The sequence below is a fragment of the Nocardia sp. NPDC004654 genome (assembly GCF_040609595.1).
Lineage (GTDB): Bacteria > Actinomycetota > Actinomycetes > Mycobacteriales > Mycobacteriaceae > Nocardia.
On the sequence record NZ_JBEXKI010000006.1, the window covers coordinates 238,404 to 259,094 of the forward strand.

The window sequence follows — 20,691 nt, forward strand, 5'->3', positions numbered from 1 at the left end:
ACTAATACGGGCGCCGACGCACACAGCCCGAACAGCGCAGCACCGCTGAAAGATCAGCGTCGGTCGACGGCGACACCTACCCACCGCGCGGTATCAGACAGCGCCGCGCCGGAAGATCAGCGGCGATCGACACCGACGCTCACCGACCGGGCGGCCTCGGACAGCGCACCTTCGCCGAGAGATCGGCGGTCGTCCGAAGACAGCGCCTACCAGCACCGCCGAAAGACCAGCGGCAGACGACATGCCGACCCACCGCGCGGGCTCACACAGCGCAGCTTCGCCGAGCGATCGACGGCGGTCCGAAGACAGCGCCTACCAGCGCGCAACGATCGTCCGAGAGCAGCCCCGCACCGGCGACCGCGGCTCAGCTCCGTGCGGTGCGCAGTTCCCTGGGCAGCGCGAAGACCAGCGTCTCGTTGGCGGTGGTCACCGGCTGCACGTCGGCGTAACCGTGCTCGGCGAGCATGTCGAGCACGCCGCGCACCAGGATCTCGGGCACCGACGCGCCGGAGGTGATGCCGATCGTGCGCGCGCCGTCCAGCCAGGCCGGGTCGACCTCGCGAGCGAAGTCGACCAGGTGCGCGGCCCGCGCGCCCGCGCCGAGCGCGACCTCGACCAGCCGCACCGAGTTCGAGGAATTGCGCGAGCCGACCACGATGACCAGGTCGCATTCCGGCGCCATCGCCTTCACCGCGACCTGGCGGTTCTGGGTGGCGTAGCAGATGTCGTCGCTCGGCGGATCCTGCAGCGCGGGGAAACGCTCGCGTAGCCGCTGCACCGTCTCCATCGTCTCGTCGACGCTGAGCGTGGTCTGCGACAGCCAGATCACCTTGTTCTCGTCGCGCACGGTAACCCGGTCGACCGCGTCCGGACCGTCGACGAGTTGCACGTGATCGGGCGCCTCGCCCGCGGTGCCCTCGACTTCCTCGTGGCCCTCGTGGCCGATCAGCAGGATGTCGAAATCGTCGCGCGCGAAGCGCTTGGCCTCCTGGTGCACCTTGGTGACCAGCGGGCAGGTGGCGTCGATGGTGTGCAGGTCGCGCGCCGCGGCCGCCTCGTGCACCGCTGGCGAGACGCCGTGCGCGGAGAAGACCACGACCGCGCCGTTCGGCACCTCGTCGGTCTCGTCCACGAAGACGACGCCGCGATCGCGCAGCGTCTCCACCACGTGCCTGTTGTGCACGATCTCCTTGCGCACATAGATGGGCGCACCGTGCTTCTCCAGCGCCTTCTCCACCGTTTCCACCGCGCGGTCGACGCCCGCGCAGTATCCGCGCGGCTCGGCTAGCAGCACGCGCTTACCACCGTCGGCATCGACTGTTCCGGCGCCCGCCGAGCGGGCGATTCCGACGTTCAAAGGGATGGCCGAAGACATGTCCCCCAGAGTACGTGCACCTGGGGACCGCCGAATGGTCGCATCGACCGGATCGGCCGGGTCATCGAATGTGAACCAGGCCCTGGACAATAGTGTCTGTGACACTAGTTCTTTGCAGATCATGGCGTATCGGGCAGGCTATGAGCATGTTTCGACCACCGTTTCTGGCCCGGGTCGCCGCCGGAGCCGCCGTCTACGCCCTCGAAGAAACCCGTCGGTTACCCACGGCCGCGATGAACTTCCCGATCACCGCGATCAGCCAGATGTTGCAGACCACCATGCACGTCCAGCAGTTCGTGACCAGCCTCGCGCTCAAGGGCGACGCGGTGTTCGAGCGGCTGTCCAACAGCCCGGTGGAACAGCCGGAGTGGGCGACCTTCGACGAGGACCTCGGCGACGAGCAATCCTCGGGCGACGATTTCGCGACCGCGGGCCGCACCAGCCGCTTCGACCTCTACACCGCCGAAGAATCGACCGCGAGCTCGACCAACGGGCACGTCGCCCCGGTGCAGACCATCACTGTGCCGGAAATCACCGACCCCGAGCCCGTCGCGGAACCCGCTTCCGACGAGACGGTCCCCGTCGAGGACGAGCCCGCCGAAATCGCCGAGCCCGAGGTCGCGACCCGCTACGACTACGCCAACATGACCCTCGCCCAGCTCCGCGCCCGCCTGCGCATGCTGACCGTCGAGGACCTCACCGCGCTGCTGGACTACGAGCAGCGGACCCTCGCGCGCGCCCCGTTCGTGACCATGCTGACGAACCGGATCGCCACCGTCCGGGCCCAGTGATCGCACCCGCGACGACCTCGCCGGTGGTTGGCCGGGCACGGTCCGGCCAACCCCGCCGCGTATACCTGTCCGTATGACACAGAGCGGTCCCCAGCCGTCCGCCGAGGCAGGCGCGGCCCCCGCCAACTCCGCCGAACACCCGTGGCCGGTGCGCTCCGTCGCCGTGAAGGTCATGCAGTGGATCGACCGCCTCGGCTCCATCTGGGTGGAGGGGCAGATCACCCAGATCAACGCGCGCCCGGGAGCGCGCACCGCGTTCCTCGTGCTTCGTGACCCGTCGGCCGACATGTCGTTGCAGGTGACCTGCGACCCCGATCTCTTGCGCCGCTCCCCGATCCCGCTGCAAGAAGGCAGCCGGGTGGTGGTCTACGGCAAACTCACGTACTTCACCGGGCGCGGGACGCTGTCGTTGCGGGTCATCGAGATTCGGCCCGTCGGTGTCGGCGAACTGCTCGCCCGCATCGAGCGGCTCAAAGCGCTGCTCGCCGCGGAAGGCCTTTTCGATCCCCGGCTCAAGCGGCCGCTCCCGTTCCTGCCCGGCACCGTCGGCCTGATCACCGGCCGCGCAAGCGCCGCCGAGCGCGACGTCCTCACCGTCGCCAGAAATCGTTGGCCCGCAGTACGTTTCGAAGTGCGCAACACCGCGGTGCAGGGGCCGACGGCGGTGCCGCAGATCCTGGACGCGCTGGCCGAACTCGACCGCGACCCCGCCGTCGAGGTGATCGTGCTGGCCCGCGGCGGCGGCAGCGTCGAGGACCTGCTGCCCTTCTCCGACGAGGCGCTGTGCCGCGCCATCGTGGCCGCGACGACGCCGATCGTCAGCGCGATCGGCCACGAACCCGACAACCCGCTCGCCGACTACGTCGCCGACCTGCGCGCCGCGACGCCGACCGACGCCGCCAAGCGCGTCGTGCCCGATGCCGCCGCGGAGCTGGCCTGCGTGCGCGAGCTGCGCGGCCGTTCGGCCGCCGCACTGCGCGGTTGGGTGGACCGAGAGACCAGGGCGCTGGCCCAGCTCCGTTCGCGCCCGGTGCTCGCCGATCCGCTGCGCGAGGTCGACCGGCGCGCCGAGGAGATCGAACGGCTGCGGGTGTCCGCGCGGCGCTGCGCCGAGCACGCGGTCCGCACCGAAGCCACCGCGACGCGACACCTGCGCGAAAAGCTCACGGCGGTGGGCCCGGCCGCGACCTTGTCTCGCGGTTACGCTGTCGTGCAGCGCGTGACCGGTTCCGAACGGCACGTCGTACGCAGCATCGAGGACGCGCCCGCGGGCAGCCAGTTGCGCATCCGGGTCGCCGACGGCGCCGTGACCGCGGCGGCGCTCGGCACCCAGGCGCTCGGCGCTCGGAAGCCGAACACCCGCGATTCCGGCGCCCGCCGGGACGACGAGGAACGCACAGGAGGGAACTGACCTTGGCCGACGCCGGCAAGGACGAGCTGGCCGAGATCGCGGACTTCGGCTACGAACGCGCCCGCGACGAACTGGTGAACGTCGTCAAGATGCTCGAGCAGGGCGGCATGGATCTCGATGATTCGCTCGCCCTGTGGGAGCGCGGCGAGGCGCTGGCCAACCGGTGCGAGGAACACCTGGCCGGTGCGCGCAAGCGGGTCGAGGACGCGCTCGCGCGCGGCGCGGCCGACGAGGACTGACCCGAGCGGACGGATCGTCGACGTCGTGGCCCGCGACGGCGCGCGCTACTGAGAGCACGCCACCGCCGCGGACCGTCGGCTGGGCGTCAGCCGAGCGTGTTCCTCGTCATCTCGAAGCGGATCAAGCCGTCGGCCGCACCGGTGCGACGAAACCCGGCATTCTCGAGCACCCGCACCGATCCGGGATTCGACGGCTCCACGTCCGCGTACACCGCGTGCACACCGGCGCCCAGCGCGAATTCGGTCAGCGCTCTGGTCGCCGCACTGGCGTACCCGCGCCCACGCCGAGACGGGATCGTGCCGTAGCCGATCTCGAGACCATCGGCACCGGGCGGCCAGAACAGGCCGATCGAACCGACCACGAGACCGGTCTCGCGCTCGATGATCAATCGGTGGCCGTACTCGCCGTACCACTGCGGATGGTCGGCGAACAGCCCGGCGATCGCCCGATCGCCGGCGGCGGGGAAGTCCTCCGCCCAGTGCGCGAGGCGGCGTCCGGCCAGTACGGCGGACACGTCGTCGGGGGTCCAGCGGCGCAGGATCAGGCTCTCGGTGCTCAGTTCACCGGTAGAAATGTGCTCACCGGTGGAAATCTGCTCACCGGTGGAAAAGTGGGAAGACACGTGACACTCCTGGTCATCGAAAGGACCGGCCCGCGTCTCGTACTCAGCGGACCGGAGGGAAGGCATGCGAAATACGGCTGTTGACAGCCATATTCATCGACCTCCGCACCCTCGAATCCGCGTATCTCGCGTCGCGCCAACCCTAATCGGGAACCGAACGGGCGGCAATCGAATTCAGCGGCTGATCGGCTGGGCGGCGGTCACCGCCTGGGCCAGCGTCGTGAACGCGGCCTCGTTCCCGGCTCCCTTGATCAGCACCCGGACGCCGCCGAGGTCGGCGATCCACGCCGTCTCCTCGGTCGGCTCGGCGTAGACGATCCACTTCTGGTCACCGATCTGCTGCGCGCCGCTGGCGTAGCGCGAGCCGAGCACGAAGCGGGCCAGCGACTCCTCGGTGGCGCTGCTCTGGGTCAGCTGCATGTAGGTGCCCTGGGCGGTGATGTAGCCGACCGTGCTGACCGGACCGCCGCCCTGGCCGGTGACGGTGTCGCGGCTGCCGGAGTTGGGGGTCCAGTCGGCGGGCACGCTCGGGTTGCGGATCGGGAACGTCAGCGTGCGCGCGTCGGTCTCGAGCGCCGCCTTCACATCGAAGGCGGGGATCCGACCGGGCGTCGGCCCCTTGGCGGCGAAGCTGCACTGGCTGGCCAGTCCGGCGAAGACCACGGCGATCAGCACCAGGGGGATCAGCGAGAAGAACAGATCCTTGTAGTCGTGCAGGATGCGTGGCTTTTGGTAGGACACGCTCCCAGTATCCACTCGCGGGCCGGGTGCGCGGCCAGGCACCCCCACCCGCCCCGACCAGGTGTGTACGGGAGGTCGACCGCGAAATGAGACAATCGTCCCGTACGTACAACCCGAGGGAGGCACCCCGCCATGACGGCATCTTCGCCCGCACCAAGCCGCCGCGAGGCGCCGGACCGCAACCTTGCACTCGAGCTGGTCCGGGTGACCGAGGCGGGTGCCATGGCCGCTGGGCGGTGGGTCGGCCGCGGTGACAAGGAGGGTGGCGACGGCGCCGCCGTGGACGCGATGCGGCAGCTGGTCAGCTCGGTTTCCATGCGCGGCATCGTGGTGATCGGCGAGGGCGAGAAGGACGAAGCGCCCATGCTGTACAACGGCGAGGAGGTCGGCGACGGCACCGGCCCGGACGTCGACTTCGCCGTCGACCCGATCGACGGCACCACGCTGATGTCGAAGGGCTCCCCCGGCGCGATCTCGGTGCTCGCGGTCGCCGAGCGTGGCGCGATGTTCGACCCGTCCGCGGTGTTCTACATGCACAAGATCGCGGTCGGCCCCGACGCCGCCGACGTGATCGATATCTCGGCGCCGATCGGCGAGAACATCCGCAAGGTGGCCAAGGCGAAGAAGTCCGCGGTGTCCGATCTGACCGTCTGCATCCTGGACCGGCCCCGGCACGCCGACCTCATCCAGCAGGTCCGCGACGCGGGCGCCCGCATCCGCCTGATCTCCGACGGCGACGTCGCCGGCGCGATCGCGGCGGCCCGCCCCGATTCCGGCACCGACATCCTGGTCGGCATCGGCGGTACTCCCGAGGGCATCATCGCCGCGGCGGCCATGCGCTGTATGGGCGGCGCGCTGCAGGGCATGCTGGCGCCGAAGGACGACGCGGAGCGCCAGCAGGCCATCGACGCGGGCCACGACCTGGATCGGGTGCTCACCACCGAGGACCTGGTGTCGGGCGACAACGTCTTCTTCTGCGCCACCGGCGTCACCGACGGCGACCTACTACGCGGCGTTCGCTACTACGGTGGCGGCGCCTCGACTCAGTCGATCGTCATGCGCTCGAAGTCGGGCACCGTGCGCATGATCGACGCCTACCACCGTCTGACCAAGCTGCGCGAGTACTCCTCGGTCGACTTCCACGGCGACGAGCACGCGGTTCCTCCGATGCCCTGATCGGCTTTCACCTCGCGGCCGCATCCGGTACCGCCGGGTGCGGCCGCTGGCATAGAGGGACTCTCGGCGCGCGGGGTTGGGCACTGTGGCGGCGGCTGTACGCCGGTCGCGGTCCTGGTCGACGGGCGATGGTTCCGGTCAGCGCCGGGATGAACACATCGGTGAGCCGTGGCCCGGCGGCAGATTACTCAGGACGATGACTAGGTGGGGATCGATACCAGCCGGGAATCACGGTCGAGCACACCCGAACTCATCGATGCGATGGCCGAGGTGGCCGCGCGGGTGGCTGCGCAGCGCCAAACGCCTGTCGTGCTGACCGAACGCGCCGACGTGCTCGTGCTCCGGATCGGCGCGGTCGTCGTCAAAGCTCACCCGGCGGAAACCGATGCGGCGGCACTACTCTCCCGCCTTTGCTTGGCGAGCGCGCCGCGGTGGCGTGGAATCCTGCTGCCGCCCTTGCCGATCGGCGACGCGCTCCTGGTACACCGCGGCAGCCACACGATCACCGCCTGGCCTTACGGCGAACCGGTCGACCCCGACGACCCCGACGCCGCGCCGTGGGAAGCGGCCGCGACGCTGCTCGCCCGGCTGCACGCGCTACCGGAACCGGAACGCGACCTACCGGAACCGGGGCGAGACCTGCCGGCCGCCGGCGGCCCGGCCCGGGTCCATCGGGCGATGCGCCGGCTGCGCGCGGCCGGCGCGGCAGCGGACCAAGCTGCCGCGGCAACCGTGTGCCAGGCATTCGCTGCCTTGCCCGACCTGTTCGCCGTACCAGCTGGATCGGCCCGGCTCCCCGAACCGGCAGCGCCGCGACGCACGCTCGTGCACGGCGACTTCCACCTCGGTCAGCTCGTGCGCGACCCCCACGAGAACACCGGCTCCTGGCGTCTCATCGACATCGACGACCTCGGCTCCGGCGATCCCGCGTGGGATCTGGCCCGCCCCGCCGCCCTCTTCGCCGCGGGCATTCTCGAGCCCGTGACCTGGCTCCGTTTTCTCGACGCCTATCGCGCCGCCGACGGTGTCGCGGTGCCGCGGGAGGGGGACGAGTGGACCGCGCTCGATACTCCGGCGCGCGCCGTCGCCGTCCAAGCGGCCGCTCTGGCGCTGGTCGCCGCCGCACGCGAGAACCGCGAACTCGATGATCTGGACACGGCTTTGGTGGACGCGTGCCGACGGATAGCCACCGCATCCGTCATATCGTGATGCCCGCATACATGCCGGAAATCGACTAGCGTGGCGGAAATGCAGTGTCCGAAATGTCGTGGATTGATGCAGACGTACAACCGCAGCGGTGTGCACATCGAGCAGTGCGGTAACTGCCGGGGGATCTTCCTGGACTACGGCGAGCTGGAGAACCTCACCCGGCTCGAGTCCGGCTACGCGGCACCGCCGCCACCACCGGCCGCCCCCGCGCCCGCGTGGGGAGCGCCCGCTCCGCACTACGGGCACGGTCACCACCACAAGCACCGTTCGTTCGGCAAGGTCCTGTTCTCCTCCTGAGTGTCGGCGGCACCGGTCCGGTGGACGGTATTCCGCCGGATCGGTGTGGGATTCCGCTCAGGCGTGGCTGCCCCACGCGGACCTCGTGCGGCATAGGGTCGAAATCATGACCGAGGAGACGCAGTACCGCATCGAGCACGACACCATGGGCGAGGTACGGGTCCCGGCGCAGGCTTTGTGGCGTGCGCAGACCCAGCGGGCCGTGGAGAACTTCCCGATCAGCGGGCGCGGCTTGGAGCGCGCGCAGATCCGCGCGCTCGGACTGCTCAAGGCCGCGTGCGCCAAGGTGAACAAGGATCTCGGCCTGCTCGACGCCGTGAAGGCGGACGCCATCGTCGCCGCCGCGAACGAGATCGCCGCGGGCGAGCACGACGACCAGTTCCCGATCGATGTCTTCCAGACCGGCTCGGGCACCAGCTCCAACATGAACGCCAACGAGGTGATCGCCTCGATCGCCAAGGCCAACGGCGTCGACGTGCACCCCAACGACGACGTGAACATGTCGCAGTCGTCCAACGACACCTTCCCCACCGCCACGCACGTCGCGGCGACCGAGGGCGTCATCAAGGACCTGGTTCCCGCGCTCGAGCACCTGCGGCTCGCGCTGCTGGACAAGTCCGAGGAATGGCGCACCGTGGTCAAGTCGGGCCGCACCCACCTGATGGACGCCGTCCCGGTGACCCTGGGCCAGGAGTTCGGCGGCTACACCCGCCAGGTCGCCGCGAGCATCGACCGGTTGATGGTGACGCTGCCGCGCCTCGGCGAGCTGCCGATCGGCGGCACCGCGGTGGGCACCGGCCTCAACGCGCCCGCCGGTTTCGGTGCGAAAGTCGTTGCGGAACTGGTGAAGTCGACCGACATCGACGCGCTCTCCGAGGCGATCGACCACTTCGAGGCACAGGCGGCGCGCGACGGTCTCGTCGAGCTCTCCGGCGCGCTGCGCACCGTCGCGGTGAGCCTCACCAAGATCGCCAACGACATCCGCTGGATGGGTTCCGGCCCGCTCACGGGTCTGGCCGAACTCCAGCTGCCGGACCTGCAGCCGGGCAGCTCGATCATGCCGGGCAAGGTGAATCCCGTGCTGCCCGAGGCGGTCACGCAGGTGGCGGCGCAGGTCATCGGCAACGACGCCGCGGTCGCCTTCGCCGGCGCGAACGGCCACTTCGAGCTGAACGTCTACATCCCGGTGATGGCGCGCAACGTGCTCGAGTCGATCCGCCTGCTGGCCAACGTGTCCCGGCTCTTCGCCGACAAGTGCGTGCGCGGGCTGACCGCCGACGTGGAGCGGCTGCGCACACTGGCCGAGTCCTCGCCGTCCATCGTCACCCCGCTGAACTCGGCGATCGGCTACGAGGAAGCGGCCGCGGTGGCCAAGGAGGCGCTGAAGGAGAAGAAGACCATCCGGCAGACGGTGATCGATCGCGGCTTGCTCGGCGACCAGCTCACCGAGGCCGAGCTGGACCGCCGCCTCGACGTGCTGTCCATGGCGAAGGTGGAAGACACGAAGTAACGCACGAGGGCGCCGGACGAAGCGAATTCGTCCGGCGCCCTCGGCGATTCAGTGCGCTTTCGAGATTCTCCTGAGCGATCAGGCGGGCGAGAACGCGCGCAGGTGCTCCAGCTCCGCGCGGGCCTGCTCGCCCTCGGGACCGAGATCGGTCCGGTCGAAGACGTTCCAGCGGCGCAGCAGCGGCGCGAAGACCAGCTCGCCTTCCTTGGCGCGGTCGTAGATGCCCGCCTCGGCCAGCACCTCGTCGCTGCTGCGACCGTCCGGCAGGGCCACGCTCGGCACCTCGAAACCGGCGACCCGGTCGGCGATGGCGCGCATGGTCTGGTCGGGCGCGATCGCGAACGCCGCGGCGACCAGGTCGGCGAAGAACACCGACTGCAGCTCGTCGTCGGCCGCGATGCGCGCGGCGATGGCGGTGACCATCGGGTTCTCGTTCAGCGCGGCGGTGTTGCGGTGCCGGATCGCCGACGCCGCCTCCTCGAACGCGGCGTTGGCGAGAACGTCGAGCAGGTGCAGGGCGGGACGGCGGAATCCGGCCGTCATGTGCGCCATCCGCTGGCGTTCCAGGTCGACCGGATCCACCGACCTGGTGACCATCAGGTAGTTGCGGATCAGGATCTCGTGCCGGTTCTCCTCGGCCGTCCAGCGGCCGACCCAGCGCCACCACGCACCGGTGCGCAAGTACTTGCCGATCTCGCGGTGGTAGGAGGGCAGGTTGTCCGCGATGAGCACGCTCACGGTCAGCGCCAGCTTGGCGACGTCGCCGAGCTCGGACTGTTCCGGGGTCCAGTCGTCACCGCCGAGGAAGGCGAAGTTGCGGCCGTCGTCCCACGGCACGTAATCGTGCGGCTGCCACCCGTCGGCCACGTCGATGTGGCGTCGCAGATTCGATTCCACCTCATCCGCGAGCGCCTCGAGCAGTTCGCGGTCGGTCAAGAGATTTTGCACGCTCACAACCTAGCTGTTCGGCCCGCGGCGCGGGACTCTACGGGCGGGAATCGCCGACGACGCCCGAGACGCGCCGGGTGCGCTGTCTCGGGCGTCGCGGGGTTCGACTACTTCATGGTGACGGTGGTCTGCCCGTTCACCCAGGTAATGGTGCCACCGCTGAACTCGCTCTGCTTGCCGCCGGGGATGTCGGTCTCGTCGCTGATCGGGTAGCCGAGCTCGCCCGCCGCGCCGCCGTTCTCCTCCCACGCCTTGCGGATCTCCCCCCAGACGATGTGCGGCTCGCCGTCCTCGGGCTCGTAGATCGTGCCGCCGACGAAGTCCTGGTACTTGCCGTTGTTCGGGGCGCTCTCCTGGGCCTCGAGCGGCGCGCCCAGCGGGCCGGTGGGGCCGCCCGCCTCCATGTACTTGTCGTAGATGTCGCCGGAGACGGTCACCTCTTCGCCGCCGCCCTGGGCCGGAATCCTGGTCTGGTCCGCGGCGTCGGGGGTCATATCCCCGGTGTCGCGGTCATCGGTATCGGGATTGTCGGTGCCGTGCGCCTCGGTGTGCGTGGTCGCCATCGGGCTGGGCGTCATGCCGAGGGTCGGGGTGGTGAGGACGGTGTCCGAGTCGTTCGTGTCGTCGTCACCGCATCCCGCGATGAGCAGCGCGGCGGCCGCGAGCGCCACCGTGAATCCAGCCGTGCGTCGAGCGTGGTGCATATGTCGTCCCCTCTCGAGTGTGGCTCCGACGGCGCCCTGACACCGGCGCCGCGCGCAGCCTAGGCCGATGTTCGGCAACGACCCGGCGAATCGAATACGACGCGCCGGGCCGTCGCCCAACTGGTAACTCGGCGGATATTACCCACTCGATGTGAGGTGAAACACACCCTGAACATTAGCTCGGGTGCACCTCGATCTCAGCTCAGGAGTTCGGTCCGTACTCCTCGAGCATCTCGGTGACCAGCGCCGCGATCGGCGAGCGCTCGCTGCGTGTCAGCGTGATGTGCGCGAAAAGCGGGTGTCCCTTCAGCTTTTCGATCACCGCCGCCACGCCGTCGTGCCGGCCCACGCGCAGGTTGTCGCGCTGGGCGACGTCGTGGGTGAGCACGACCCGCGAGCCGGTGCCCAGCCTGCTGAGCACCGTGAGCAGCACGTTGCGTTCCAGCGACTGCGCCTCGTCCACGATCACGAAGGAGTCGTGCAGCGAGCGACCGCGAATGTGGGTGAGCGGCAGCACCTCCAGCATGTCGCGGCTGAGCACCTCCTCCATCACCTCCGGCGAGGCGAGGCCGTCGAGGGTGTCGAAGACGGCCTGCGCCCACGGCCCCATCTTCTCGCTCTCGCTGCCCGGCAGATAGCCGAGATCCTGGCCGCCGACCGCGTAGAGCGGACGGAACACCACGACCTTGCGCTGCGTGCGCCGTTCCAGCACGGCCTCCAGGCCCGCGGTCAACGCCAGCGCCGACTTACCGGTGCCCGCCTTGCCGCCGAGCGAGACGATGCCGACGCTCTCGTCCAACAGCAGATCCAGCGCGATGCGCTGTTCGGCCGAACGCCCGTGCAGCCCGAACGCCTCGCGCTCGCGCACCAGCTGCACGCGCTTGTCCGGCGTCACCCGGCCGAGCGCGCTGGAGCTGGTGCCCAGCAACCGGATTCCGGTGTGACAGGGCAGTTCCCGCGCCTGATCCAGGTCGATCACGGACTCGGCGTAGAGCTGGTCGATCTGGGAGGAGGCGACGTCGACCTCGACCATCCCGGACCAGCCGGAGGTCACCACGTCCTGCGCGTGATACTCGTCGGCGTGCAGACCCACCGCGCTCGCCTTGACGCGCAGCGGAATGTCCTTGGACACCATGACGACCTCGCGACCTTCGGCCGCGAGATTCAAGGCGCAGGCCAGGATCCGGGAATCGTTGCTTTCCGTGCGGAAGCCCACCGGCAGAACCGTGGGGTCGGTGTGATTGAGTTCCACCTGCAGCGTTCCGCCCTCGGTGCCGATCGGCACCTGCTCGTCCAGCCTGCCGTGCCGCAGGCGGAGGTCGTCCAGGTTGCGCAGGGCTTCCCTGGCGAACCAGCCCAGTTCGTGGTGGTGCCGCTTGGCCTCGAGTTCGCTGATGACGACCAGCGGGAGGACGACATCGTGCTCGCCGAACCTGGTGAACGCCCAGGGATCGGAGAGCAGGACCGAGGTGTCGATGACGAAGGTCTTGGCACCGGGAGTGTGGGAGAGCGAGGGGCGGGCCCCCTTGGTGTCCGAAGAGACAGCGGCGCGCTTTCCTGTGCCAGCAGAACGGGAGTGCGCCGAGGGGGCGGAAACGGAGCGTGCAGCAGTCACGGTGGGCTCCTTTTGTGTCCACACGGCACCCGCGTGGACGATCTCGCTGGACCGGTCCGTCCTTCTGGATCCGACTTGCGTCAGATGCCACGAGGGCCGGGTGCCGGCCCCCTCGTACTGAGTAGCTCAGTCACGGTCAGGACCTCCCGTACGAACCACACCGACGCGGTCCGCATCTCCGAAGTTACCGCCGACTGGCCGGTCTGCGCTCGGGGACGGTCCGTCGTGTCGGTGAAGATCCCGTTAACGCGCGGCTCAGCGGAGTCGCCGAAGTGGTTGTCGCCGCAGCTCACCGGGGCAGTTACGGGTACTTCCGCCGTCGCCTCGGCCGTGCGCGGACTTTCGACGGACTTCGTCCGGCAGCGCGACTAGAGTCGGATCATGGCCGGTAACGAGGAATTCGAGAACCTGTCGTCCAAGGAGCTGCACGACCGGGCGGTGAAGCTGGCCGTGCGCCGCGGGGACATCAAATACCTGTGGCAGCTGCTCACCCGCATTCCCGCCGCCGAGGCGGCCGCCGGGAACGTCGGCGAGAGCGAGGCGGACATCAAGTTCGTGCTGCCGTTGATCGACGACTACATCCACGCGGGCGACGGCGCGGTGGCCGAGCAGCTGCGGCCCTTCTACCTGGACTACCTGGTGGCGCATTCGTGATCACCGCGTGGTCGCGGCAACGCGGCCGCGACCGGCGGCGACAGCGCCGAAAGGTGGTGCGCGCCGGGCTGATTGCACGTGGTGGGCAAACAGGCGGCGGAGCGCGAACCGCGACGGCGAACCAGCGCCGGGCCGGTCGGCGGTGACGGTCGCGGGTTCGCGCCAGCGAAGGTCGTTGGTTGCGACGGCGATCGGCAGCCGTACTTCAGCGGCGGGCGAAGGCCGCGCGGAAGAGTCCGACGGCGGTGCCGCGCAGGAAGTTCTCCCAGCTGAAGTGGTCGTGCCACAGCACGATTCGGCCGTCACGCAGTTCGAAGGTGCCGGTCACCCAGAACCCGATCTCCACCGGACCGAACCGTAAGTAGTCGGTGCGGTCGGTGAGCACCATGTCGCCGTTGCCCGCGATGTGGTGCATATCGACGCGGAAGCCGAACATCGGGCGATCGAGTCCACGGAACACACCGCCGACGCGCCGGATGCCGCGCACGTCCGGTAGCGAGGTGTTCTTCCAGACGATGTCGGGATCGAGCAGTTCCAGCGCTTCGCCGACCGCACCGAGCTCCAGCGCGGCGAAGAATTCCCGCACCGTGGTGATCGCGTCCTGCTGAAGTTGGAGTTCGTCGGACATGCTTCGACTTTATGCCGCCGGGCCGCTCGATGGGGTGTCGTTTTCGGCGGCACGGCGCGCGACGAGGACGGCGAGGCCGTCGAGGACGCGCTCGATGCCGAAGGTCAGCGCGTCGCCGGGTTCGCCTGCGTAGGGCGGGTTTGCCGAGCGGGCCGCCTCCTCCGCGAAGGCCGCCTCGAGCGCGGGATAGCGATCGGCCGCGGCGGCCATCGTGTCGGTGAACTGCCGCAGTATCTGCTCGCCCATGTCGGCCTTGCCCGCCGCGCCGACCTGCTGCGCGAGGCTGCGCACATGGCCGTTGAGCAGGACGACCGTGTCCAGCCGCTCGGGTCCGGTCAGCCCCATGCCGTCCATCGCGACCACCGCGGCCTCCAGCCAGCCCATCTCGTTGGGGCCGATCGGGCGCGCTCCGACGGCGAGCTCGAGCGTCCACGGGTGCGCCCGGTAGCGCTCGAAGATGGCTAGCGCCCAGAACCGCAGGGGTTCCCGCCAGCCAGCTGTTTCGGGCGGTTCCGGCGGCTCGCCCAGCGCCGTGTCGAGCATCAGCGCGATGAGCTGTTCCTTGCCGGGCACGTAGCGGTAGAGCGACATCTTGGTGTAGCCGAGCCGTTCGGCGAGGCGCTGCATGGACAGGTTGACCAGGCCCTCGGCGTCGGCGAGCGCGACTGCTTCCGCGACGATCCCGGCCAGCGTGAGCGAGGGCTTCGGTCCGCGCCGCGGCGGCTGCCTGGTGCCCCACAGCAGTTCCACGGTGGTGGGTGACGACATCGGCGAATCCTCCAGGACTAACGGCTTGACCCCGGAATTGTGTCTACCATACGCTGATTTGCGTCCGGCGGAAACAGAATACGGCGGACGCAATTTGATTCTCGGGAGAAACCATGCGCCACCAGTCCGTTCTCGTCTCCGGCGCCGGTATCGCGGGCACCGCCGTCGCGTACTGGCTGCACCGGTACGGGTTCGACGTCACCGTCGTCGAGCGCGCCGCGGCGCCGCGCCCCGGTGGGCAGGCCGTCGATTTCAAGGGCCGCACGCACCGCACTGTGCTCGAGCGGATGGGCGTGTGGGAAGAGGTCTGGGAGCGCCGCACCGGCGCATCGGACGTGGTGTTCGTCGACGAACGCGGCTCCCGGCTCGCACTCGTGTCCGGCGATTTCACCGGCGGCGACGTGGAGATCCTGCGCGGCGATCTCGCCGAGATCCTGTACCGCCGCACGGCGGGCGACTGCGAATACGTCTTCGGGGATTCGATCACCGGGCTCACCGAGACCGCCGAGGGCATGCATGCCACCTTCGAGCGCGGACCGGAGCGCACCTTCGACCTCGTCGTCGGCGCCGACGGAATGCATTCCCGGGTGCGGCGTTTGGCGTTCGGGCCGGAGCGCGAGTTCGTGCGGCACCTCGGGCACTACTACTGCGTCGCCGGTGCCAGCCCATGGAGCGATTCGTCGACGCCGCGCGAGCGGGCCGTCGCCTACGGTTACAACGTCCCCGGTCGGCTCGCGATCAGCGGCGGCTCGAAGGCCCAGCAGCTGTACCTGTTCGCCGCAGCGGAACTGGAGTACGCGCGGGAGGACATGGACGCCCAGCGGCAGATCGTCGCCGAGCACTACGCGGGGCTCGGCTGGGAGGTGCCGCGGATGCTCGCCGAGCTCGCCGAGTTCGACGACGTCTACCTCGACTCGATGGGGCAGGTGCGGATGGACCGCTACACCGCGGGCCGGGTTGCTCTGGTTGGCGATTCGGCGTATGGAAACACCCTGGGCGGCTTCGGGACCGGGCTCGCGGTGGTCGGCGCGTACGTGCTGGCGGGCGAACTCGCGCTCGCGAACGGCGACCACGCCGTCGCCTTCGCCCGCTACGACGAGATCATGCGCCGGTACGCCAAGATCGCGGGCAACTCCAACGCGGGCCGGTTCCTCGCCCCGACCACCACGCTGGGCATCCGGCTGCGCAACTGGTTCCTCGGCTCCCGCCTCTTCACGCTGATGACGAAATACGGCGACAACGCCGCCAACGACATCGACCTGCGCGACTACCCCGCCCTGTTGGCCGCACGCTGAACGGATTTCCCGAGATTCGGTGGAACCGCTCCGCGCGCGGGTGCGTCTATTAGGTTCAAACGGCACTGACGGAAGGGGCCACCGCGATGGCAGTGCACGGAACCGACGGCCGCGCGATCACCAATCCCGAGAACGCGCAGAGCTTTTCCCACGCGGAGATCAAAGCGGCCGCCGACGGGATGAATCCGGGCGGATCCGTCGCCGCCCAGGACGCATGGGCCGCGCTGTCCGCGGTGGTGATCGCCGCGGGTGAGCAGTTCGGCTCGGCGCTACAGCGGGCGGTCGACCAGCGGTGGGAAGGTGCGGCGGCCGATGCTGCGGTGCGCGGTGTCCGCGACTTCCTCGGCCGATTGGGGGAACTCGGGGCGGCGCTGGGGCGGCAATCGGAGCCGATCGCGGCGGCGGCGAGCGCGGCCACGCAATTCAAGGCGGCTATACCGGATGTGACTGCGGGAAGCGGGGGTTCGGTCGCGCCGGAGGAGCGCAACGCGCGAGAGGACCAGGCGCGCGACGATATGAACAGGCTGTACATCCAGCCGTACGGTGCGACGGCGTCGCGAATTCCGATGTTGCCGTCGCCGGTGGTGCCGGGTGGTTCGGCGGTTGACGGGCTCCTCGGGAGCGGTGGGCTCGGTGGCGTCGAAGCACTGCCGGGTACGGATCTGGAAACCGAGTCCGTTGCGGGAGACCAGGTTTCGGATCCGGGCCGCGACGAATCGGTCGGGTCGCCGACCTCCACGACCGACACCGGACCAGGGACGCGCCCCGGAGCGGGAACGCAAGCCGGGGACGACTCGCAAAGCGAGGCTGGAGCGTTGGGCGCCGAAGGACCGGCCGGAACCGGAGCGCACTCCGGGAATGGGGCGGAGTACCTGGCGCAGCCGCATTCGGCGGGTGCCGAAGCCCAGTCCGAGAACGGCGCGTACCTGGGGTCCGGAGCTCATCTCGGAAGCGGCGCGCAGCCGGATACCGAAGGGCAGTCCGGGACCGGTACCCAGCAGGGAAGCGGGGCTCAGTTTGGAACCGGTGCACAGACTGGGAACGGCGCCCAGCCCGAGGACGGCGAACGTCCGGGGTCCGGTGCGCAGCCGGAAGGCGGTGCGCAGCAAGGCGCCGAAGGGCAGCCCGGGTCCGGAGACAGGGAGCAGCCGGGCGGCGAGGCGCAGTCGGGTGCCGAAGGACAAGCCGGGCATGGTGCGGAGTCGGAGACCGGCGATCGCCCCGATAGCGGTGCGCAGCCGGAGACCGGCGCACAACCCGAGAACGGCGCGAAACCGGGGACCGAGGGACAACCCGGGTCTGGCCCCGATCACCTCGTCGGGGACCTGAGCGGCGCACAAGGCGCGGCGGGGGCACAGCCGGAAGCGTCTACCGGTCAGGAGGCAGCGTCGAATCACGACCTGCCATCCGGGGAGAACGGCGCGCGTCCCCCGAAGCCAACCGATGCCGATACGGATGCCGTTGCGGCACAGTCGGTTTCCGCACAATCCGCACCAGCCTCGCCGTCGAGCTCATCCGCACTGTCTCCGACTTCCCCGCCCACCGCACCACATCCACCGTCCGTGGGCCCCACGCCTGCCGCACCACCTCCGACGTCGGTGGGTCCCGCGCCCGCCGCACCGTCCACGGCTTTCCCGCCCCTTGCCGCGTCACAACCCACATTCTCGGCACCGAACGCGCCCAGCGGCCCATCCCCCATCTCGGGTCCACCACCTCCACTCGCGTCCGCCGCGCTGAACGACCCCGCGCGTCCGTCCGCGCCTACCCCACCACCCAGCGCTCCCGCGCCACCACCGAGCCCCGGCTCCTCGGTACCCGCCCAGCCCGCGGCAACCCCGAATCCCGCACCGCCACCGGGTGTTCCGGCCCGCCCGGGTGTCCCCGGCTCCACCGGCTACGCGAGCCTCATGCCATCCGCCCCGCGAACCCGCGCCGAGGAGGACGGCGAGCACCGGTCGGCGAAGTACCTGCGCTCCGAGGAGCACGGCCGGGAATTGATCGGCGAGACGCCCAAGACCGTCCCGCCCGCGTTGGGAGCCGACTGATGGCGCAGTGGATACTCTCGGCCGAACAGTTCGCCGCGGTGTGGTTCGGCACCGGACTCGATCGGATGCCGTTCCCGTTCCGCTTCACCAGCCGCTTCCCCGGACTCCGCGAATACCAGGCGTACCAGCGCGATTTCCGCACCGAGCTGGAACACGACGAGCACGTGCCGCTGCAACGCGCCGTTCAAGTGCTGGCCCGACCGGATTGGCGCATCGAGCTTCTCGGCATCGATAACCGGCGCGGCGGCGCGGAGCTGCGCGCCATCGGGTGCGCTCACCGGGGTGGCTCCGGAGTCGTCGCGGTGCAGAACTCGGCGCCCGACGGCGGCCGGATCCGCCTGCGCCGCTGCCGAACCGACCAGCTCGCCACCGAACTCGTCCGCTTGCTCCCCGACCACAAGCCGGGCACCGTCGCCGAAAGGACCTATCTCCTGGACGATCTCGCGGATGAACGCCCCGACCCGTTCGGCACCAGCCCGGCCGCCGCGACCCGGGACCGCTACCGCCGCTTCTGGCGCCAGCCGTGCACGACCCGGGGCACCGTCACCGTCCTGCTCGGACCACGCAACGCCGATGCACTGCGCACCGGCAAACTCCGCTGGATCGACACCGACGACGGCCGCTACTGCGAAGTCCCCGCCAACCGTGCCCTCATGATCCGCCCCGCCACCACCGCCGACATTGCCCGCTACTTGGACGAATCGATCATCCGAGCCCGTGCCCGCATGGATGGATGAGGTCGAGGTCCGCAGCGAAGACGGAGGTTCGCCGTAGGTTGGAGAAATGACAACACGGGATGAAATCGAGTCGTTCCTCGACGAGTATCAGGCCGCGTTGAGCGCGTTCGACGCCGAACGGTCCGCAGCCCTCTGGGGCACGCCTGGCACCATTCTCAGTGACGCATTCGTGGGCTCGCTGTCCAGCAACGCCGAGATGGCGCAGGGCCTCGCACAGTCCTATCCCTTCTACCAGCGGCTCGGCCTCAGCCGCGTCGGCCACACACTGCTCGAGCACGTCGATCTGACGCCGCTCATCACGCGGGTCCGGGTCCGCTGGCACTTCTACGACGACAACGACAACCTGCTCACCGACGGCGACTACGAGTACCTGCTGCGGCGCGATGGCGAGACATTGCGCACCTACGTCGCGGTGGCCATCGACGAGGTGGAGAAGCTCACGAAACTCGCCGCGGAGAAGGGCATCGATCTATCGGCGGGCTAGCCGCGCTTCGCCCTTCCCTACATAAGAGCGGCGGCGGAGTGGTCCTGCGGCACCCAGCGGCCGCGGCTGTGCGCCACGCCGAAAAGCGAACGCCCCCACGGTATTCCGCAGGGGCGTCTCGCAAACACAGACGGCTCAGCCGAGCAGGCGCCAGTCCTCCAGGCCCTGGTACAGCGGAACGCTCTGGGCCAGCTTGGTGACGCGGCCGCGCAGGGTCTCCACATCGGAGCCGCCGACGAGCGCGGTGGCGATGATGTCGGCGACCTCGGTGAACTCCGCGTCGCCGAAGCCGCGGGTGGCCAGGGCGGCGGTGCCGATGCGCAGACCGGAGGTGACCATCGGCGGGCGCGGGTCGAACGGAACGGCGTTGCGGTTCACCGTGATACCGATCTCGTGCAGCAGGTCCTCGCCCTGCTGGCCGTCGAGCTGCGAGTTGCGCAGGTCGACGAGCACCAAGTGCACGTCGGTGCCGCCGGTGAGCACGCTGATGCCCTTGTCCTTGACGTCGGCGCCGTTGAGGCGCTCGGCCAGGATCTTGGCGCCGGAGAGGGTGCGCTGCTGGCGGTCACGGAACTCGTCGGTCGCGGCGATCTTGAACGCGGCGGCCTTGGCGGCGATGGCGTGCATGAGCGGACCGCCCTGCTGGCCAGGGAACACCGAGCTGTTCAGCTTCTTGGCGAACTCCTGCTTGGCCAGGATCAGACCGGAACGCGGACCGCCGAGGGTCTTGTGCACGGTGGAGGAGACGACGTCGGCGAAGGGCACCGGGGAGGGGTGCAGACCGGCGGCGACCAGACCGGCGAAGTGCGCCATGTCCACCCACAGGTAGGCGCCCACCTCGTCGGCGATCTCGCGGAACGCGGCGAAGTCCTGGTGCCGCGGGTAGGCCGACCAGCCGGCCACGATGACCTTCGGCTGCGCCTCCTTCGCGATCTTGCGCACCTCGTCCATGTCGATGCGGTGGTCTTCCTTGCTCACCCCGTACGAGTGCACCTCGTAGAGCTTGCCGGAGAAATTCAGCCGCATGCCGTGGGTCAGGTGACCGCCGTGCGCGAGGTCGAGGCCGAGCAGCTTCTCGCCCGGGTTCATCAGCGCCATCAGCACCGCCGCGTTGGCCTGCGCGCCGGAATGCGGCTGCACGTTCGCGAATTCGGCGCCGAACAGTTCCTTGACGCGCTCGCGGGCGAGGGTCTCGACGACGTCGACGTGCTCGCAGCCGCCGTAGTAGCGACGGCCCGGGTAGCCCTCGGCGTACTTGTTGGTCAGCACGCTGCCCTGCGCCTGCAGCACCGCGCGCGGCACGAAGTTCTCCGAGGCGATCATTTCCAGGGTGTCGCGCTCGCGGGCGAGCTCGCCTGCCATCGCGGCAGCGAGCTCCGGATCGAGCTCACCGAGGGACTGGGTATTGACAGAGGCGGTCGTCTGCGTCACGGGCCTCAGT

General features: G+C 69.6%; 22 protein-coding genes. 12 read left to right on the plus strand and 10 right to left on the minus strand.

Features of this window, described 5'->3' with window-relative positions; genetic code table 11:
- Positions 1-364: 364 nt before the first annotated feature.
- Positions 365-1,375 (minus strand): 4-hydroxy-3-methylbut-2-enyl diphosphate reductase, encoded by a 1,011-nt coding sequence (locus ABZV58_RS21560; RefSeq protein WP_355001929.1) that lies wholly within the window; start codon positions 1,373-1,375, stop codon positions 365-367.
- Between the two features lie 146 nt (positions 1,376-1,521).
- Between ABZV58_RS21560 and ABZV58_RS21565 the strand changes: the two genes are divergently transcribed.
- The 3 genes from ABZV58_RS21565 to ABZV58_RS21575 all read left to right on the plus strand — a co-directional run bounded on the left by ABZV58_RS21565 (position 1,522) and on the right by ABZV58_RS21575 (position 3,816).
- The gene (locus ABZV58_RS21565; RefSeq protein WP_355001930.1) at positions 1,522-2,166 is read left to right on the plus strand and encodes a lipid droplet-associated protein; all 645 of its coding nucleotides are present in this window, start codon (positions 1,522-1,524) and stop codon (positions 2,164-2,166) included.
- A 73-nt stretch (positions 2,167-2,239) separates the two neighbouring features.
- Positions 2,240-3,577 carry an exodeoxyribonuclease VII large subunit gene (gene xseA, locus ABZV58_RS21570; protein ID WP_355001931.1) on the plus strand — a complete coding sequence of 446 codons (1,338 nt, stop codon included), beginning with the start codon at positions 2,240-2,242 and terminating at the stop codon, positions 3,575-3,577.
- A gap of 2 nt (positions 3,578-3,579) precedes the next feature.
- Positions 3,580-3,816 (plus strand): exodeoxyribonuclease VII small subunit, encoded by a 237-nt coding sequence (locus ABZV58_RS21575; protein ID WP_141808918.1) that lies wholly within the window; start codon positions 3,580-3,582, stop codon positions 3,814-3,816.
- Between the two features lie 86 nt (positions 3,817-3,902).
- Here the strand turns inward: ABZV58_RS21575 and ABZV58_RS21580 are convergent, their stop codons facing one another.
- Together ABZV58_RS21580 and ABZV58_RS21585 are read right to left on the minus strand one after the other, a co-directional pair.
- Positions 3,903-4,439, minus strand: a complete 537-nt coding sequence (locus tag ABZV58_RS21580) for a GNAT family N-acetyltransferase (RefSeq protein ID WP_355001932.1) — start codon at positions 4,437-4,439, stop codon at positions 3,903-3,905.
- 174 nt (positions 4,440-4,613) lie between these two features.
- A complete protein-coding gene (locus ABZV58_RS21585) occupies positions 4,614-5,180 on the minus strand; it encodes a DUF4245 domain-containing protein (RefSeq protein ID WP_355001933.1) in 567 nt (188 codons plus the stop codon).
- A gap of 132 nt (positions 5,181-5,312) precedes the next feature.
- Here ABZV58_RS21585 and glpX point away from each other — a divergent pair, with 132 nt between their 5' ends.
- The 4 genes from glpX to ABZV58_RS21605 all read left to right on the plus strand — a co-directional run bounded on the left by glpX (position 5,313) and on the right by ABZV58_RS21605 (position 9,372).
- Complete coding sequence (glpX, locus tag ABZV58_RS21590; protein WP_355001934.1) at positions 5,313-6,356, plus strand: class II fructose-bisphosphatase; 1,044 nt, start codon at positions 5,313-5,315, stop codon at positions 6,354-6,356.
- 204 nt (positions 6,357-6,560) lie between these two features.
- Positions 6,561-7,565: a phosphotransferase gene (locus tag ABZV58_RS21595; protein ID WP_355001935.1), complete on the plus strand. Its 1,005-nt coding sequence runs from the start codon at positions 6,561-6,563 to the stop codon at positions 7,563-7,565.
- Positions 7,566-7,604: 39 nt separating this feature from the next.
- Positions 7,605-7,862, plus strand: a complete 258-nt coding sequence (locus ABZV58_RS21600) for a zf-TFIIB domain-containing protein (protein WP_355001936.1) — start codon at positions 7,605-7,607, stop codon at positions 7,860-7,862.
- Between the two features lie 106 nt (positions 7,863-7,968).
- The gene (locus ABZV58_RS21605; RefSeq protein WP_355001937.1) at positions 7,969-9,372 is read left to right on the plus strand and encodes a class II fumarate hydratase; all 1,404 of its coding nucleotides are present in this window, start codon (positions 7,969-7,971) and stop codon (positions 9,370-9,372) included.
- Between the two features lie 78 nt (positions 9,373-9,450).
- Here ABZV58_RS21605 and ABZV58_RS21610 read toward each other — a convergent pair whose 3' ends face one another.
- The 3 genes from ABZV58_RS21610 to ABZV58_RS21620 all read right to left on the minus strand — a co-directional run bounded on the left by ABZV58_RS21610 (position 9,451) and on the right by ABZV58_RS21620 (position 12,501).
- Positions 9,451-10,320, minus strand: a complete 870-nt coding sequence (locus ABZV58_RS21610) for an acyl-ACP desaturase (protein ID WP_355001938.1) — start codon at positions 10,318-10,320, stop codon at positions 9,451-9,453.
- 107 nt (positions 10,321-10,427) lie between these two features.
- The gene (locus tag ABZV58_RS21615; protein WP_355001939.1) at positions 10,428-11,024 is read right to left on the minus strand and encodes an esterase; all 597 of its coding nucleotides are present in this window, start codon (positions 11,022-11,024) and stop codon (positions 10,428-10,430) included.
- A 202-nt stretch (positions 11,025-11,226) separates the two neighbouring features.
- The gene (locus ABZV58_RS21620) at positions 11,227-12,501 is read right to left on the minus strand and encodes a PhoH family protein (protein ID WP_355002218.1); all 1,275 of its coding nucleotides are present in this window, start codon (positions 12,499-12,501) and stop codon (positions 11,227-11,229) included.
- A 519-nt stretch (positions 12,502-13,020) separates the two neighbouring features.
- Between ABZV58_RS21620 and ABZV58_RS21625 the strand changes: the two genes are divergently transcribed.
- On the plus strand, positions 13,021-13,293 hold the full coding sequence (locus ABZV58_RS21625) for a hypothetical protein (RefSeq protein WP_355001940.1): 273 nt from the start codon (positions 13,021-13,023) through the stop codon (positions 13,291-13,293).
- 205 nt (positions 13,294-13,498) lie between these two features.
- Here ABZV58_RS21625 and ABZV58_RS21630 read toward each other — a convergent pair whose 3' ends face one another.
- A complete protein-coding gene (locus ABZV58_RS21630) occupies positions 13,499-13,921 on the minus strand; it encodes a limonene-1,2-epoxide hydrolase family protein (protein ID WP_355001941.1) in 423 nt (140 codons plus the stop codon).
- Between the two features lie 9 nt (positions 13,922-13,930).
- Positions 13,931-14,689, minus strand: a complete 759-nt coding sequence (locus ABZV58_RS21635; RefSeq protein WP_355001942.1) for a TetR/AcrR family transcriptional regulator — start codon at positions 14,687-14,689, stop codon at positions 13,931-13,933.
- 113 nt (positions 14,690-14,802) lie between these two features.
- Between ABZV58_RS21635 and ABZV58_RS21640 the strand changes: the two genes are divergently transcribed.
- Positions 14,803-15,984 carry an FAD-dependent monooxygenase gene (locus ABZV58_RS21640; protein ID WP_355001943.1) on the plus strand — a complete coding sequence of 394 codons (1,182 nt, stop codon included), beginning with the start codon at positions 14,803-14,805 and terminating at the stop codon, positions 15,982-15,984.
- 269 nt (positions 15,985-16,253) lie between these two features.
- On the opposite strand, the gene ABZV58_RS21645 is transcribed toward ABZV58_RS21640, so the two are convergent.
- On the minus strand, positions 16,254-17,168 hold the full coding sequence (locus tag ABZV58_RS21645; protein ID WP_355001944.1) for a hypothetical protein: 915 nt from the start codon (positions 17,166-17,168) through the stop codon (positions 16,254-16,256).
- 723 nt (positions 17,169-17,891) lie between these two features.
- On the opposite strand from ABZV58_RS21645, the gene ABZV58_RS21650 reads away from it, so the two are divergent.
- From ABZV58_RS21650 to ABZV58_RS21660, 3 genes are read left to right on the plus strand one after another with little or no spacing between them, the layout of a single operon-like run.
- On the plus strand, positions 17,892-18,029 hold the full coding sequence (locus tag ABZV58_RS21650) for a hypothetical protein (protein WP_355001945.1): 138 nt from the start codon (positions 17,892-17,894) through the stop codon (positions 18,027-18,029).
- Positions 18,029-18,766 carry an ESX secretion-associated protein EspG gene (locus ABZV58_RS21655; protein WP_355001946.1) on the plus strand — a complete coding sequence of 246 codons (738 nt, stop codon included), beginning with the start codon at positions 18,029-18,031 and terminating at the stop codon, positions 18,764-18,766. Before ABZV58_RS21650 ends, ABZV58_RS21655 begins: the two co-directional genes overlap by 1 nt.
- A 46-nt stretch (positions 18,767-18,812) precedes the next feature.
- On the plus strand, positions 18,813-19,250 hold the full coding sequence (locus tag ABZV58_RS21660) for a hypothetical protein (RefSeq protein ID WP_355001947.1): 438 nt from the start codon (positions 18,813-18,815) through the stop codon (positions 19,248-19,250).
- A 135-nt stretch (positions 19,251-19,385) separates the two neighbouring features.
- Here the strand turns inward: ABZV58_RS21660 and glyA are convergent, their stop codons facing one another.
- Positions 19,386-20,681 carry a serine hydroxymethyltransferase gene (gene glyA / locus ABZV58_RS21665; protein WP_355001948.1) on the minus strand — a complete coding sequence of 432 codons (1,296 nt, stop codon included), beginning with the start codon at positions 20,679-20,681 and terminating at the stop codon, positions 19,386-19,388.
- Positions 20,682-20,691: the final 10 nt, after the last annotated feature.